Raw genomic sequence first — 12826 nt, 5'->3', positions numbered from 1 at the left:
TTTATTTACTATTTTCTTTTTTTCTACTACTTATTAAAAAGATAATATCTAATATGATAATCAATGCGATGATAATTTGAGCCACATAATCCATTGTAGTAGGACCACCCGCTTTATTCATCATCATATACATTCCAGTTACAAATGAAATGGAAAGTAGCATGAGTAACGTTACTTCAATATTTTCATATAGCTTTTGAAACAATCGCTTCATTTCCACCACCAGCATTTACCATATTATAACAAAAAACCACTCTACATGAGTGGTTTTTTTCATCACTGCGCCATTTTCTTTCGGTACATCTTCCCGTTCCAATAGAAGAATCGTGAAGTAAGCCCTCCGTATTTTACAATGCGCCGTGCCATTTTGTTCATATTCTTTTGTGCTGATACTTTTTGATCTGATAAATAAATACCAAGTAACCCTCGGCTTATGAGACGATGAAACTTCGCATGAGGTAAATCACCAATGCTCTTCTCTGCTTCTTCTACAAAATGTTTCATACGATCTAATATCGCTTGCTCGTTTTCATAATAACTACAGAAATTCAAATCCCCGCCGGCGCGGTCTTCTTCTTGATCGATGAAATAATCAAGTAAAATGTGAAGTCCTTGTACGTATGGGAAGTATCCTTGTCTAATTTTCGCAATATCTTCATCATGTAATTCATCATGAAATGCATATGCTACAAGACAGAAGATTCCAAGTGTAGAACCGGCACATGCTGAAAATTCAAACCAGCTCATTTCAGGTAAATTTTCTTTATGTGCTTCAAACCATTTTTGTAAGCGTGGTTCTCTTTCTTCTAACTTCACGTGTTTATGAATTTGCAAATCACAATAATAACAAGCAAGTTCATGAAGAACAGGAGCAATTTTGTCATAGTGCTTCGTTTTCTTTAAAACATCTTGGCATGTTTCAACAAGTTCATCTAAATAACCACCATCGTCTTGATCATCACGATAGCGATAATAATTACCGCCACCTTCTACTTCAGGTGATAATGCCATTAACATAGATTCATGCAGTGCGGCAAAATCATTCGGATCAAGTGATGTACTGCGGTCACATAAATTATCTAAATAATCGCTGATTGTTTGATACGCTACGATAAAACGAATGCATTCCTCTCGGTGCTCATTTGCTAACAGTGCTAAAATACCACCGCCTTCGCAATGAAACGTTTTATTCTCAATACTCGCGATTGCCTGACTATGAAGCTCATCATTCGGAATATGGTAGGCACGCTCTTTCCACACCGCTAGCTCATGGTGTACTACCGGAAACACATCACGGTATACTTTCGCCATGAGCGTTATGGGATTACTCGGTACGTTCACTTCTTCCTTCATCTCCTCTATTCGATGTACAAATAATTTACTTATTTGTTTGTTTCTATTATGTTATTGATGCGTATTTCAGTAAATGACTGAATATAATTCAAAATTTCATCACGCTCATACTCATTTAATAACTCGTGATAACAATTCGGCCATTCTTTAAAAGCCTTATCACTTATTTTAACATTATCAAACCAAGTGCGGACACGTATTTTATCTACAAGTTTATCCTCACAAGCTTGCATTAGCAAGAGCGGAACATCTGGAAAATCATCTATTTTTTTATGAGCAATTTCGATAGACTTAATCAATTCACTATACCAACGTACTGATACTTTGCGCAAGAACAATGAATCATTCTCCATCGCGTCCCTAACTTCATGATTACGAGTGGACATTTCCACTGTAAGATTCGTTGCAAATTGCAATTTTGGAGCGATAATATTTAATATTTTTGAGGCAGCTTGAAGTGGTGCTGAAGGTCCAGCTACTAAGCCTAAACATGGCGAACTTAAAATAATGCCGTCTACATCTTCTCTCTTCGTTTCTTGCATCATACGAATGACAATAAGACCACCCATACTATGACCAAATATAAAAATAGGTAACCTATACTTTCTTGCCTCTTTCACCCATAATTTAACTTCCTCTATGTATTCATCAAATGAATCAATATGTCCTCTATTTCTTGAAGTCGTTCCGTGTGACGGAAGGTCCCCCATCACGACGTGATAGCCGATATGATTCCACATTTCCGCAACGGCTTCATAACGTCCGTGATATTCCATTGCGCCGTGCACGATAACAACGACAGCTTTCGCTTCCTCTGTTTCATAATTCCACATACGGACCTCCTCCATTTCACTCTTTCTCATAATTTGATACACTGAAACTAGTCTCTAGGAAAGGAAGACTTTACATGATATATCCTTACAAAGAAAAAAATCCGAAAATTGCGAGTAGTGCTTTTGTCGCTGATTATGTTACGATTACAGGCGACGTTTCCATTGGTGAAGAATCAAGTATTTGGTTTAATACAGTCATACGCGGTGATGTTTCACCAACAATCATTGGAAACCGGGTAAATGTACAAGACCAATGTACACTTCACCAAAGCCCACAGTATCCTCTTATTTTAGAAGACGACGTGACCATTGGGCATCAAGTTATTTTACATAGCTGTCATATTAAAAAAGATGCTTTAATTGGAATGGGATCTATTATATTAGATGGTGCTGAAATTGGTGAAGGAGCCTTTATCGGTGCTGGAAGCCTCGTTTCACAAGGAAAGAAAATCCCGCCAAACACATTAGCATTCGGTCGACCAGCTAAAGTCGTTCGTGAATTAACAGAAGAAGACCGTAAAGACATGGAGCGAATTCGCACACAATATGTTGAAAAAGGCCAGTATTATAAATCATTACAGAAGTAACTTTTCCAGCTGCCACTTTAATGGCAGCTTTTTATATAAAGTGAAACTTTAATCAGTGGGGTTTTTCTTCATCCCCCACTGATTATTAGTTGAACCAGTCGGACTTTTATGGGCAGTTGATCCCCCACCTAACTTCTTTGCTTTCGCTGAATTTTGAGGTGGGGGTCTTACTGCCCATTAAAGCGAGATAAAAACTAACTTTTTCTTTACAAAACATTATTACTCCCTCAATAAAATCTTATTAAAATAAAAGCTAATATCTCCATATATATGTAAACAAGGGAGGAGAATTTTCATGAAGGTCAGTGGACTGTATAAAATAGAATGTTACATTTTCAAAGGAATTAACCGATACTTTGATCAAAAAACATTAAATATCTTTTTCAGCAATATTACTCATATCGGTGGTGCTACTTTCTCAATCGCACTCACACTTTTCTTTTTAATTTTTGCAAAAGGGACTTTGCATCAAGCTGCAATCGCAACTGCTATTTCTTTAGCAATTAGCCATATTCCTGTACAAATATTAAAAAGATGGTATCCGCGAAAACGCCCTTATTTAACAATTCAGGATGCGAAATATCCAGTCCATCCATTAAAAGACCACTCTTTCCCGTCTGGTCATACAACAGCCGTTTTCTCTGTCCTTATTCCATTTATTTGCTATAATCCAAGCATATTTGCTTTTCTATTACCGTTAGCATTATGCGTTGGCATTTCTCGCATTTATTTAGGGCTTCACTATCCGTCTGATGTATTCGTCGGTATGTGCCTCGGCACTTGCTCTGGCATCATCTCTTTTTATCAATTCATCCCACTTTTCACATAAAGGAGTGATATGATGAGAGTCGCCATTTTTACCGATACTTTTACGCCACAAGTTAACGGAGTTGCGAAAACATTAGAACGATTAACACGTTACTTTCAGAAAGAAAAGATCGCCTATTCTGTTTTCGCCCCTCAGCATACAGCTGAAGATAATTTCGTAGCTAATGTGAACAAGATGAGAAGTATCCCGTTAACAATATTATATCCAGAATGCCGCTTTTCTTTTCCTACTCCGCGCATTAAACGAGAACTTCTTTCCTTTAAACCTGACATTATTCACATTGCTACACCTTTCAACATGGGACTTTGTGGATTGTATTATGCAAAAAAGTTAAACATCCCAGTTGTCGGTTCTTATCATACTGATTTCGATGCTTATTTACGCTATTACAAAATCGAATTTCTCTCTAACATGCTTTGGAACTATTTAAAATGGTTTCATAGCCATATGCAAAAAAATTTCGTTCCTTCCTTTGAAACGTTACACCAACTAAAAAATAAAGGCTTTCATTCCCTCTCCATATGGGGACGTGGTGTAGATTGCACACTCTTTCATCCATCTTACAATACAGACCTATTCCGAAAAAAATATAATATTACAGCGAAGTATGTCCTTTCCTATGTTGGACGGCTTGCCCCTGAAAAAGATATTGATACGTTACAACACCTTATTGCGAAAACAGCGCATACTCGAAACAATATTCATTGGCTCATTGCAGGAGACGGTCCTCTAGCAATAAATTTACGTGAAGCTGTTCCGAATACAAATGTCACTTTTACTGGATATTTACAAGGTAAGGATTTAGCTGAAGCATATGCTTGTTCTAACATCATGGTATTTCCATCCGCTACTGAAACGTTCGGAAATGTCGTACTCGAATCACTTGCATGCGGTACACCTGTCATCGGTGCAAATAGTGGCGGGGTTAAAAATATTATTACGGATGGACAGACAGGAGTTCTTTGCCCGCCCAAACATGCGGATTCATTTCTATCATCCATCCATTCTTTATTGCGAAATGAAGAGCAACTTATGCAAATGAGCATAGCGGCTTCATCTTATGCTAAAACAAAAAGCTGGGATGAGATTTTCCGTGGGTTACTTGACCAATATGAAACCGTCCTTCAGAACACCGCATCAGAATTACTCGCTTAAACAGAAGAGCTCCCTTCAACTAGACGAAGGGAGTTTATTACACAGTTATAAATTTTAGTTTCATAAATGATACATAAGGTTAAACATTGTTTTATTTCTATATTCATTATATCAAAAATAAACATAACCAAACAGACTTGTAATAAAAACCCATAAAAATTAATATATGGTCATACAGTATTTTAACTGTATATTGATTTTAAGAATTCCCCTTAAAATCAACTTACTCACATACCTTTATACAGTAATTGTTCCCCAATTTCTGTATACCAAAAAACCTTTCATTCATTTGAAAGGTTTTTTTGAGCCTGCACATATTCTTCTTTCGTATTCACATTTATAAACCAATCCGCATGCGCTTGTACATCTTCTCCAGCAACATACTTTACATTACATTGTGATAAAAGCTGGCCCACACTTCTTTTTTCTTCCTGAAGCAAAGCATACATCTTTTCTTTCACACGGTTATGATACGCTGCAAGTAACGGTTGTTTTCTTCCATTAATAATAGGTACAACCGCATCATATTCATTACTCGTTTGCTCTAGTAAAATGGTAAACCACTCTGGCGAAACGTTTGGTGCATCGCAAGGCATAATAGCGTACCAATCTGCTTCTATATATTCCATACCTGATACAATGCCGGCAAGCGGTCCATTTCCTTTATAATGCGGAATATCTTCTATAACAGGAACTTGTACGAGTTGCTCTACTCGCTCTTTTATATCAGTATGGCTAATTACTACAATGTCTTGCAAAGTATTTCCCATCACTTTCACAATATGCTCAACAAAAGTAGTTCCCTTCCAAATTGCTAACGCTTTCGGCTCACCGAATCGACTCGACATACCGCCTGCTAATACAATTCCAGCATACTTACTCATTGGCGATGCAGCTCAAATGTAATATGACCTAATTCCGGTAAAATTAATTTATTCATCGCAAGGCGAACTGCTCCGCTCGATCCTGGCATCGAGAAAACTACTTTGCGCCCAATTGTACCACCAATCGCTCTACTTAACATTGCGCTGCTTCCGATATCTTCTAAATAACTAATCATGCGGAACAACTCACCAAATCCGACAATTTCTTTATGTAATAACGCTGATACTGCTTCAATTGTGACATCGCGTTTCGTAATACCAGTACCGCCATTTGTTAATACAACATCTACATCTTCCTTATGATAACCAGCTAACACCGCTTGCTGAATACTTTCTTTATCATCTTTTACAATTTCATAAGAAGTTACTTTATGTCCCGCTTCTTTTAACAATTCATGTAATAGTTGTCCGCTCTTATCTGTCTCTTCCGTACGTGTATCGGAAATCGTCACGATCTTACAACGCACTTCTTTTGGAGCTTGTTTTTTATGTTCAGTTACACTCATTTTTCATCTTCCCTTTCATTTTATTGTAAAATTATGTATGAAGCAAAGGATTCAACATGATACAATATAAGTATGTTTATCCATATAAAGGAGCTTTACATGATTCAAAATATGAAACGATCCGTACCCATTATACCATTCCTAATTATATTATCCCTTTTTCAATGTATCGCTTACGGGTTCGATATTAACTTTTTAAAATTGTATGTACTTTTGCCTGATGGTGGTATTCGTTACTATTTGACTAGCACATTAATTCCTCTCGTACTTGCCTATATAATAGATTTTATTTTTAAACGTTCTATCTCTAAATAAGGAGGTCTACATATTATGGAACTTTATAAAAAACTAACAACAACATTCATCCTCTTATTCGTCGCTTCCATTACTGTCGGCTTTTCTCTAAAAGGCGCAATTCCATACGCTACATTAGTAAGCATTATATTCGCAACACTATTTTTACTATGCAGTGCCTTTTGCGCGGGTAAAGCACGTCAAATGAAAGGTTGATTACATATGTTCCAGAAGAAACCAATCCTTTGTAAATCATGTAAAAAAGAAATACAAACGTATGAAAAAGCATGGATTCATATGCCCTTTCCAGCAAATAGTATGACGAATATGAAAAAGTATATTGAGCTATACGGCGAAGTGTATTGTAGCTCATGTATTCAAATTGGAAGTAAAACAAAATAAAAAAAGCTTTGCGCTCACGGCGCAAAGCTTTTTTTCATATATTATAGACCAGCTTGCTCTTTTAAAGCTGCAGCTTTGTCTGTACGTTCCCATGTTAGGTCTACATCAGTACGTCCGAAGTGGCCGTAAGCTGCTGTTTGTTTATAAATTGGGCGACGTAAGTCTAGCATTTTAATAATACCAGCTGGGCGAAGATCGAAGTTGTTACGAACTAGTTCTACTAGTACGTCTTCAGATACTTTACCAGTCCCGAATGTATCAACTGAAATTGATACTGGTTGTGCTACACCAATTGCGTATGCAAGTTGTACTTCTGCTTTGTCAGCAAGACCAGCTGCTACGATGTTTTTCGCAACATAACGAGCTGCATATGCTGCAGAACGGTCAACTTTCGTTGCATCTTTACCAGAGAATGCACCGCCACCGTGGCGAGCGTATCCACCATAAGTATCAACGATGATTTTACGTCCTGTTAAACCAGCATCACCTTGTGGTCCACCAATTACGAAGCGGCCAGTTGGGTTAATGAAGAATTTCGTTTCTCCATCCATTAATTCTGCTGGAACTACAGCTTTAATTACATGCTCTTTTAAATCGCGATCGATTTCTTCCCATGTAACATCTGGATGATGCTGTGTAGAAATTACGATTGTATCTACACGTACAGGTTTACCATTTTCATCATACTCAACTGTAACTTGCGTTTTTCCATCCGGACGTAAGTATGATAATGTGTCATCTTTACGTACTTCAGTTAAACGGCGAGCTAATTTGTGAGCAAGCGAGATTGGAAGTGGCATTAATTCTTGTGTTTCATTACATGCGAAGCCAAACATTAAACCTTGGTCTCCCGCACCAATTGCCTCAATCTCAGCGTCAGTCATTAGACCTTCGCGTGCTTCTAGCGCTTGGTCAACACCCATAGCGATGTCAGCAGATTGCTCATCGATAGATGTTAAAACTGCACAAGTTTCTGCATCGAATCCGTATTTTGCGCGTGTGTAACCAATGCCTTGAATTGTTTCACGAACGATTTTTGGAATATCTACGTAAGTAGAAGTCGTAATTTCCCCCGCTACCAATACTAAACCAGTTGTTACAGTTGTTTCACAAGCTACACGTGCATTTGCGTCCTTTGATAAGATCGCATCTAAAATTGAATCAGAAATTTGGTCACAAATTTTATCTGGATGTCCTTCAGTTACAGACTCAGATGTGAACAGATGACGTTTTTTTGTCATGTGGTAAACCTCCCTACAGTAATTGTATATATTGTACGGAACTCATCCTTAATTTGCCACAAACTGCGACATACATTTATTCTCCCACACAAGCATACAGAAAAACCTTTCCTACTTTACATAGAGGAAAGGTTTAATTTGCTACTTGCATACTGCTTTTTGCCCTTTGCTCTTATCGTTCGAGACCGTTAGCCTCGCACAGGTTTTAGCACCTATTCACCTGTATTTACCACTACAAGTGAGGTTGCTGGGCTTCATCGGGCCTGTCCCTCCGCCAGCTCGGGATAAGAGAGTATCCGTCCCAACCTATACTAAAGAAATGATATTCATTTGTCAATTAATATTCACATTTTCCTGAAAGTTTTTCTCAATACGCCTGGAATGAAATATTAATAAGGAAATAATACATTCACACAAACAAAAAGAAATAAATAGTATACATTATTTATATAATTGTGTTATACTCTTGTTGGGGATTACGAGAAATATTTCATTAAATGAAAAGGATGGTATATAAATATGAGTACTGTGAATGTCCAAATTGGTTTACACGAATTATTGAACGGAAGCAATGCACAGATTCAACTAAGTGTTCCGCAATTAGTGGAAAAAGTATTAATGCGAAATGAAGGGAAATTAACTTCTACTGGTGCCGTTTCTGCTTCAACAGGAAAATATACAGGACGTTCTCCTAAAGATAAATTTATTGTGAAAGAAGCATCGGTTGCTGACAAAATTGCTTGGGGAGCAGTGAATCAACCGATTTCTGAAGAACATTTTAATAAATTATACACTAAAGTTTTAGAATACTTAAAAGAAAAAGAAGAGTTATTCATCTTCAATGGATTTGCAGGCGCTGACCGCAATTACCGCCTACCAATTCAAGTTATTAACGAATATGCATGGCACAATTTATTTGTACATCAATTATTCATTCGTCCAACTGAAGAAGAATTAACAACTCATGAATCAGAGTTCACAATTGTTTCTGCACCGAATTTCAAAGCTGATCCAGCTGTTGACGGTACAAACTCTGAAGCATTCATTATGGTTTCATTCGAAAAACGTATCGTACTAATTGGTGGTACAGAATACGCTGGAGAAATGAAAAAATCAATCTTCTCTATTATGAACTTCTTACTACCTGAACAAGATATTCTTTCTATGCACTGCTCTGCAAACGTAGGTGAAGAAGGTGACGTAGCACTATTCTTCGGTTTATCTGGAACAGGTAAAACAACATTATCTGCTGATCCACACCGTAAATTAATCGGTGATGATGAGCATGGTTGGTCTGATAACGGTGTATTCAATATTGAAGGCGGTTGCTACGCAAAATGTGTAAACCTTTCTCACGAGAAAGAACCACAAATTTTCGATGCAATCAAATTTGGATCTGTTTTAGAAAACGTTATCATTAATAACCAAACGCGTATCGCAGACTATAACGATACTACTTTAACAGAAAATACTCGTGCTGCATACCCTATGCATGCGATTGACAATATCGTACTGCCAAGTGTTGCTGGACACCCAAATACAATCATTTTCTTAACTGCTGATGCATCTGGCGTATTGCCTCCAATCAGTAAGTTATCAAAAGAACAAGCTATGTATCATTTCTTAAGTGGTTACACTAGTAAACTAGCAGGAACAGAGCGCGGCGTTACATCTCCGCAAGCAACATTCTCAACTTGCTTCGGTTCACCATTCTTACCACTTGATGCATCTCGCTATGCTGAAATGCTTGGTGAAAAAATCGAGAAACACGATGCGAAAGTATTCTTAGTAAACACTGGCTGGACTGGTGGCGAATACGGCATTGGTAAACGTATGAACTTAGGTTACACTCGTGCAATGATTCAAGCAGCATTAAGCGGCGAACTTGCGAAAACTGAAACAGCTAAACATGACATCTTCGGTCTTGAAGTTCCACTTCACGTACCAGGTGTACCTGACGAAGTGTTAATGCCTGAACAAACTTGGGCTGATAAAGCTGCTTACAAAGCGAAAGCAATCGAGCTTGCGAGCGAATTCAAAGAGAACTTCAAAAAGTTCGACAGCGTTTCTGAAGATATTATTAACTTAGGCGGTCCAATCGCTTAAGTACAAACTTTCTGTTGGAATACCCCTTTTACTCATATGAATAAGTGTCGTGTAACCGTAAAGTTCCGCGTACTCACCGACAAAACCCAATGCGGCTTAACGGTTATACACACTTACATAAAAAAGAAGCTTACGTTAAAAACGTAAGCTTCTTTCTATATCTTATCTCTTCATCTATGACTTAGTTCGTTAAATCACAGAAAATTCATTTTATATTCATTCATTATTATTTTTTTATGATAAAATTTACATATGAAGGAAAGGATGAGGCCTATGAAAAATTTTTCTCGTACAGGAAAAATTTTATTCAGTTACGGAGCGATCCAAATGTTTTGGGGACTTGTGATGCTTAACGTTAATTTATTTGAGCATACAAGTGAAACGATAAAATATATTATTCTAATTACCGGAATAATTTGTTGTATTATATCCACCTTTTTTAAAGAACATAAGAGTCATACTAATACGTGATTTCATGTTAGCTTATAGGAAGCAGCAACCTGTATTTTATGCAAAATTATGCTTCCTATTGTAACTACCCCTCGCCGGATCCTCTATTCCACCTAAAAAGAGGCTTTTTATCTTTTTAGCTCTTTGTTAATTCTTCCTCATCTTTCATACTATAGTAGCCTAAATTCACAACGATTAAGAAATAACCCCCCAGAATCCCTACTGCAAATGCCCACATAACCATGTGGTGCTCAATTTCGTACATAATAACAGCGCCCAAAATGGCAGCTGCAAAACGATTAAACATACCGAGCGTCGGTGCTTTCGTTTTCTTTACGATACTATCTCCAAGCTTCTCAATTCGTCTCCCTAAAAGCCAAACACAATACATACTTACGATAAGTCCAATTCCAGCACCTAGAAAATGAGCTGAAAACGGTGTTAACATCCATCCTAGCAAAAGAAAACCTAGTAAATAATACGATTGAATTTTAAATGATCTTAATGACATACTAATCATGCTGTTCTCCTCTTCAGTAATTTTTATCTATCCAACAAAAGCTGTATAACTCATTTCTTTCGAGTTCATACTACTTAAAATTCATTTCACTCAAATTAAAAACAACATAAACAGTATGTTTATGTTGTTTGAATGTTTTCAGGAAATAATATTATACAAGATTTCAAGCATCATATTCTCATAATTTGTGACGTTTTTCCAAACATTTTTCGTCCATTTATGAAAAAAGTGATATCAATCTATGAACATACGGATATGATGTAATAAGTACACAAATAAAGGGGGCGTCTAATGATTTATTTTTTAATGGCTCTCATTCACCTCATTATCCCTGCACTTATTGGACTTTCATTGTATTGGTACACGAAAAATCATAGTATTTTCTACGCTGTCCTCGGTGTTCTTCTTCCAGGTATTATTCTTATCACACTCTTCCGTATTCCATTTTTAAACTTAATTCCACTTATTACTGCTATCTTATTTCTCGTCTTCTTACCAAAAATAAAAAAATAGGAAAGCAGATCATAGATGATCTGTTTTCCTATTTTGATATAGGTTCCCCCGCAGTAGAATGAATTTTTACTTTCTCCGATTTCACAAACCATAGACCGAAGAAAATAATAATTCCACCGATTATTTGTTGAAATGATACATATTCATTTGCCCATATAGCTGCAAATAAAACAGCTACAAGTGGCGTTATATACATATATACCATCGTATGTGACGCGCCAATTTTTTGAATACCAACATACCACATCACTAAACCAAATACTGTTACAAAGAAAATGGAATATAGTAAAGCGAATAGTGTCATTCCATGTGTAATGTGAAATGGCATTATAAATACATGTGGTCCACTTAACAATAAAAGCGGAATCGCGCCAACTAATGCTGACCATGCGGTAACACGTAGTGCTGAATATTTTTTAATTAATGGACCTGCTAAAACAGGATAAAGCCCCCAGCATATTGATGTAATAAGTCCAATTCCGTTACCATAAAAAGAACTAGCAAGCGAATGCCCTGCTAATAAAACTAATGCAGCACCACCAAAGGCAATTATAGAACCGATGAGCTTTCGAGAAGAAAACTTTTCTTGTTTCAAAAAAATAGCAAATACAGTTGTAAAAATAGGTGAAATAGAAATGAGTAAAGAGGCATTTGTAGCGGACGTATATTTGACAGTTTCCATAAATAACGTTTGATACAGTACAATACCTACAACACTAACGATGATTAATCTAGGTATATCCTTTCGTTCCATATAAACCGACTTTTCAATAAAAAATGTAAGGAGTAACATAAGCGGTGCCGCTGATATCATCCGAAGTGCAGTAAACTCAATTGCTGTAAATTCTAAAAGTCCATATTTAGCAATCGTAAAATTAATCCCCCAAATAATAACGACTGCTAAAATTAATAACTCAATCCCCCATCTTCTCATGCATATCCCCTCCGCAAATAAGATTATACAGAAAATTCAATCACATGTATATTTCATTATGTGAAAAAATCTTTGTATTGTATGGAGAGGTTTGCTTTGTTTGGTACATAAACTTATATCGACGATTTTTCGAATATATCGACTTATCAACAAAAAACGAAAATAATAGTACCTTATATAATAAAAAGATGGTCCAAAAATATTTTGGACCATCTTTTC

General features: G+C 36.7%; 17 protein-coding genes and 1 riboswitch. Of the genes, 9 read left to right on the top strand and 8 right to left on the bottom strand.

Annotated elements, in window-relative coordinates; translation table 11 throughout:
* Position 1: 1 nt before the first annotated feature.
* The 3 genes from AC1DMU_RS24730 to AC1DMU_RS24720 all read right to left on the bottom strand — a co-directional run bounded on the left by AC1DMU_RS24730 (position 2) and on the right by AC1DMU_RS24720 (position 2186).
* Entirely contained in the window at positions 2 to 214 is a 213-nt protein-coding gene (locus tag AC1DMU_RS24730; protein ID WP_088064624.1) for a hypothetical protein, read from the bottom strand.
* Positions 215 to 276: 62 nt separating this feature from the next.
* Entirely contained in the window at positions 277 to 1341 is a 1065-nt protein-coding gene (locus tag AC1DMU_RS24725) for a tetraprenyl-beta-curcumene synthase family protein (protein WP_142291822.1), read from the bottom strand.
* Positions 1342 to 1382: 41 nt separating this feature from the next.
* The gene (locus AC1DMU_RS24720; RefSeq protein ID WP_000267444.1) at positions 1383 to 2186 is read right to left on the bottom strand and encodes an alpha/beta hydrolase; all 804 of its coding nucleotides are present in this window, start codon (positions 2184 to 2186) and stop codon (positions 1383 to 1385) included.
* 74 nt (positions 2187 to 2260) lie between these two features.
* On the opposite strand from AC1DMU_RS24720, the gene AC1DMU_RS24715 reads away from it, so the two are divergent.
* From AC1DMU_RS24715 to AC1DMU_RS24705, 3 genes are all read left to right on the top strand, one after another.
* Positions 2261 to 2773, top strand: coding sequence for a gamma carbonic anhydrase (locus AC1DMU_RS24715; protein ID WP_000640213.1), 513 nt, complete (start codon positions 2261 to 2263; stop codon positions 2771 to 2773).
* Between the two features lie 295 nt (positions 2774 to 3068).
* On the top strand, positions 3069 to 3602 hold the full coding sequence (locus AC1DMU_RS24710) for a phosphatase PAP2 family protein (RefSeq protein WP_000868583.1): 534 nt from the start codon (positions 3069 to 3071) through the stop codon (positions 3600 to 3602).
* A gap of 12 nt (positions 3603 to 3614) precedes the next feature.
* Positions 3615 to 4757, top strand: a complete 1143-nt coding sequence (locus AC1DMU_RS24705) for a glycosyltransferase family 4 protein (RefSeq protein ID WP_088064626.1) — start codon at positions 3615 to 3617, stop codon at positions 4755 to 4757.
* 281 nt (positions 4758 to 5038) lie between these two features.
* Here the strand turns inward: AC1DMU_RS24705 and AC1DMU_RS24700 are convergent, their stop codons facing one another.
* Together AC1DMU_RS24700 and AC1DMU_RS24695 are read right to left on the bottom strand one after the other, a co-directional pair.
* Positions 5039 to 5641 carry a molybdenum cofactor guanylyltransferase gene (locus AC1DMU_RS24700; RefSeq protein WP_088064627.1) on the bottom strand — a complete coding sequence of 201 codons (603 nt, stop codon included), beginning with the start codon at positions 5639 to 5641 and terminating at the stop codon, positions 5039 to 5041.
* A complete protein-coding gene (locus tag AC1DMU_RS24695) occupies positions 5638 to 6147 on the bottom strand; it encodes a MogA/MoaB family molybdenum cofactor biosynthesis protein (RefSeq protein WP_000117127.1) in 510 nt (169 codons plus the stop codon). Before AC1DMU_RS24695 ends, AC1DMU_RS24700 begins: the two co-directional genes overlap by 4 nt.
* A 99-nt stretch (positions 6148 to 6246) precedes the next feature.
* Between AC1DMU_RS24695 and AC1DMU_RS24690 the strand changes: the two genes are divergently transcribed.
* The 3 genes from AC1DMU_RS24690 to AC1DMU_RS24680 are packed head-to-tail and all read left to right on the top strand — an operon-like array spanning position 6247 to position 6843.
* Entirely contained in the window at positions 6247 to 6462 is a 216-nt protein-coding gene (locus tag AC1DMU_RS24690; protein WP_088064628.1) for a hypothetical protein, read from the top strand.
* A 15-nt stretch (positions 6463 to 6477) separates the two neighbouring features.
* Positions 6478 to 6657, top strand: coding sequence for a hypothetical protein (locus AC1DMU_RS24685; protein WP_088064629.1), 180 nt, complete (start codon positions 6478 to 6480; stop codon positions 6655 to 6657).
* Positions 6658 to 6663: 6 nt separating this feature from the next.
* Complete coding sequence (locus tag AC1DMU_RS24680; protein ID WP_088064630.1) at positions 6664 to 6843, top strand: hypothetical protein; 180 nt, start codon at positions 6664 to 6666, stop codon at positions 6841 to 6843.
* A gap of 41 nt (positions 6844 to 6884) precedes the next feature.
* On the opposite strand, the gene metK is transcribed toward AC1DMU_RS24680, so the two are convergent.
* Positions 6885 to 8084: a methionine adenosyltransferase gene (gene metK, locus AC1DMU_RS24675; RefSeq protein WP_000163113.1), complete on the bottom strand. Its 1200-nt coding sequence runs from the start codon at positions 8082 to 8084 to the stop codon at positions 6885 to 6887.
* Between the two features lie 169 nt (positions 8085 to 8253).
* Positions 8254 to 8375, bottom strand: a riboswitch (SAM riboswitch).
* Between the two features lie 228 nt (positions 8376 to 8603).
* Between metK and pckA the strand changes: the two genes are divergently transcribed.
* Positions 8604 to 10190, top strand: a complete 1587-nt coding sequence (gene pckA / locus AC1DMU_RS24670; RefSeq protein ID WP_087984876.1) for a phosphoenolpyruvate carboxykinase (ATP) — start codon at positions 8604 to 8606, stop codon at positions 10188 to 10190.
* 273 nt (positions 10191 to 10463) lie between these two features.
* A complete protein-coding gene (locus AC1DMU_RS24665; RefSeq protein WP_088064631.1) occupies positions 10464 to 10661 on the top strand; it encodes a hypothetical protein in 198 nt (65 codons plus the stop codon).
* A gap of 115 nt (positions 10662 to 10776) precedes the next feature.
* Here AC1DMU_RS24665 and AC1DMU_RS24660 read toward each other — a convergent pair whose 3' ends face one another.
* Positions 10777 to 11160, bottom strand: coding sequence for an ATP synthase subunit I (locus tag AC1DMU_RS24660; protein WP_000624934.1), 384 nt, complete (start codon positions 11158 to 11160; stop codon positions 10777 to 10779).
* Between the two features lie 291 nt (positions 11161 to 11451).
* On the opposite strand from AC1DMU_RS24660, the gene AC1DMU_RS24655 reads away from it, so the two are divergent.
* Entirely contained in the window at positions 11452 to 11673 is a 222-nt protein-coding gene (locus AC1DMU_RS24655) for a hypothetical protein (RefSeq protein ID WP_000639043.1), read from the top strand.
* A gap of 28 nt (positions 11674 to 11701) precedes the next feature.
* Here AC1DMU_RS24655 and AC1DMU_RS24650 read toward each other — a convergent pair whose 3' ends face one another.
* A complete protein-coding gene (locus AC1DMU_RS24650; RefSeq protein ID WP_088064632.1) occupies positions 11702 to 12607 on the bottom strand; it encodes a DMT family transporter in 906 nt (301 codons plus the stop codon).
* Positions 12608 to 12826: the final 219 nt, after the last annotated feature.

The organism is Bacillus sp. 01N45, assembly GCF_056399205.1.
Note: the sequence above shows the minus strand (reverse complement) of the source record. Positions and strands in the feature narration are given on the sequence as shown.

Coding starts and splice junctions, on each gene's coding strand:
- AC1DMU_RS24730 (WP_088064624.1), bottom strand. CDS start 214: ATGAAGCGATTGTTTCAAAAGCTATATGAAAATATTGAAGTAACGTTA.
- AC1DMU_RS24720 (WP_000267444.1), bottom strand. CDS start 2,186: ATGTGGAATTATGAAACAGAGGAAGCGAAAGCTGTCGTTGTTATCGTG.
- AC1DMU_RS24715 (WP_000640213.1), top strand. CDS start 2,261: ATGATATATCCTTACAAAGAAAAAAATCCGAAAATTGCGAGTAGTGCT.
- AC1DMU_RS24710 (WP_000868583.1), top strand. CDS start 3,069: ATGAAGGTCAGTGGACTGTATAAAATAGAATGTTACATTTTCAAAGGA.
- AC1DMU_RS24705 (WP_088064626.1), top strand. CDS start 3,615: ATGAGAGTCGCCATTTTTACCGATACTTTTACGCCACAAGTTAACGGA.
- AC1DMU_RS24700 (WP_088064627.1), bottom strand. CDS start 5,641: ATGAGTAAGTATGCTGGAATTGTATTAGCAGGCGGTATGTCGAGTCGA.
- AC1DMU_RS24695 (WP_000117127.1), bottom strand. CDS start 6,147: ATGAGTGTAACTGAACATAAAAAACAAGCTCCAAAAGAAGTGCGTTGT.
- AC1DMU_RS24690 (WP_088064628.1), top strand. CDS start 6,247: ATGATTCAAAATATGAAACGATCCGTACCCATTATACCATTCCTAATT.
- AC1DMU_RS24685 (WP_088064629.1), top strand. CDS start 6,478: ATGGAACTTTATAAAAAACTAACAACAACATTCATCCTCTTATTCGTC.
- AC1DMU_RS24680 (WP_088064630.1), top strand. CDS start 6,664: ATGTTCCAGAAGAAACCAATCCTTTGTAAATCATGTAAAAAAGAAATA.
- metK (WP_000163113.1), bottom strand. CDS start 8,084: ATGACAAAAAAACGTCATCTGTTCACATCTGAGTCTGTAACTGAAGGA.
- pckA (WP_087984876.1), top strand. CDS start 8,604: ATGAGTACTGTGAATGTCCAAATTGGTTTACACGAATTATTGAACGGA.
- AC1DMU_RS24665 (WP_088064631.1), top strand. CDS start 10,464: ATGAAAAATTTTTCTCGTACAGGAAAAATTTTATTCAGTTACGGAGCG.
- AC1DMU_RS24660 (WP_000624934.1), bottom strand. CDS start 11,160: ATGATTAGTATGTCATTAAGATCATTTAAAATTCAATCGTATTATTTA.
- AC1DMU_RS24655 (WP_000639043.1), top strand. CDS start 11,452: ATGATTTATTTTTTAATGGCTCTCATTCACCTCATTATCCCTGCACTT.
- AC1DMU_RS24650 (WP_088064632.1), bottom strand. CDS start 12,607: ATGAGAAGATGGGGGATTGAGTTATTAATTTTAGCAGTCGTTATTATT.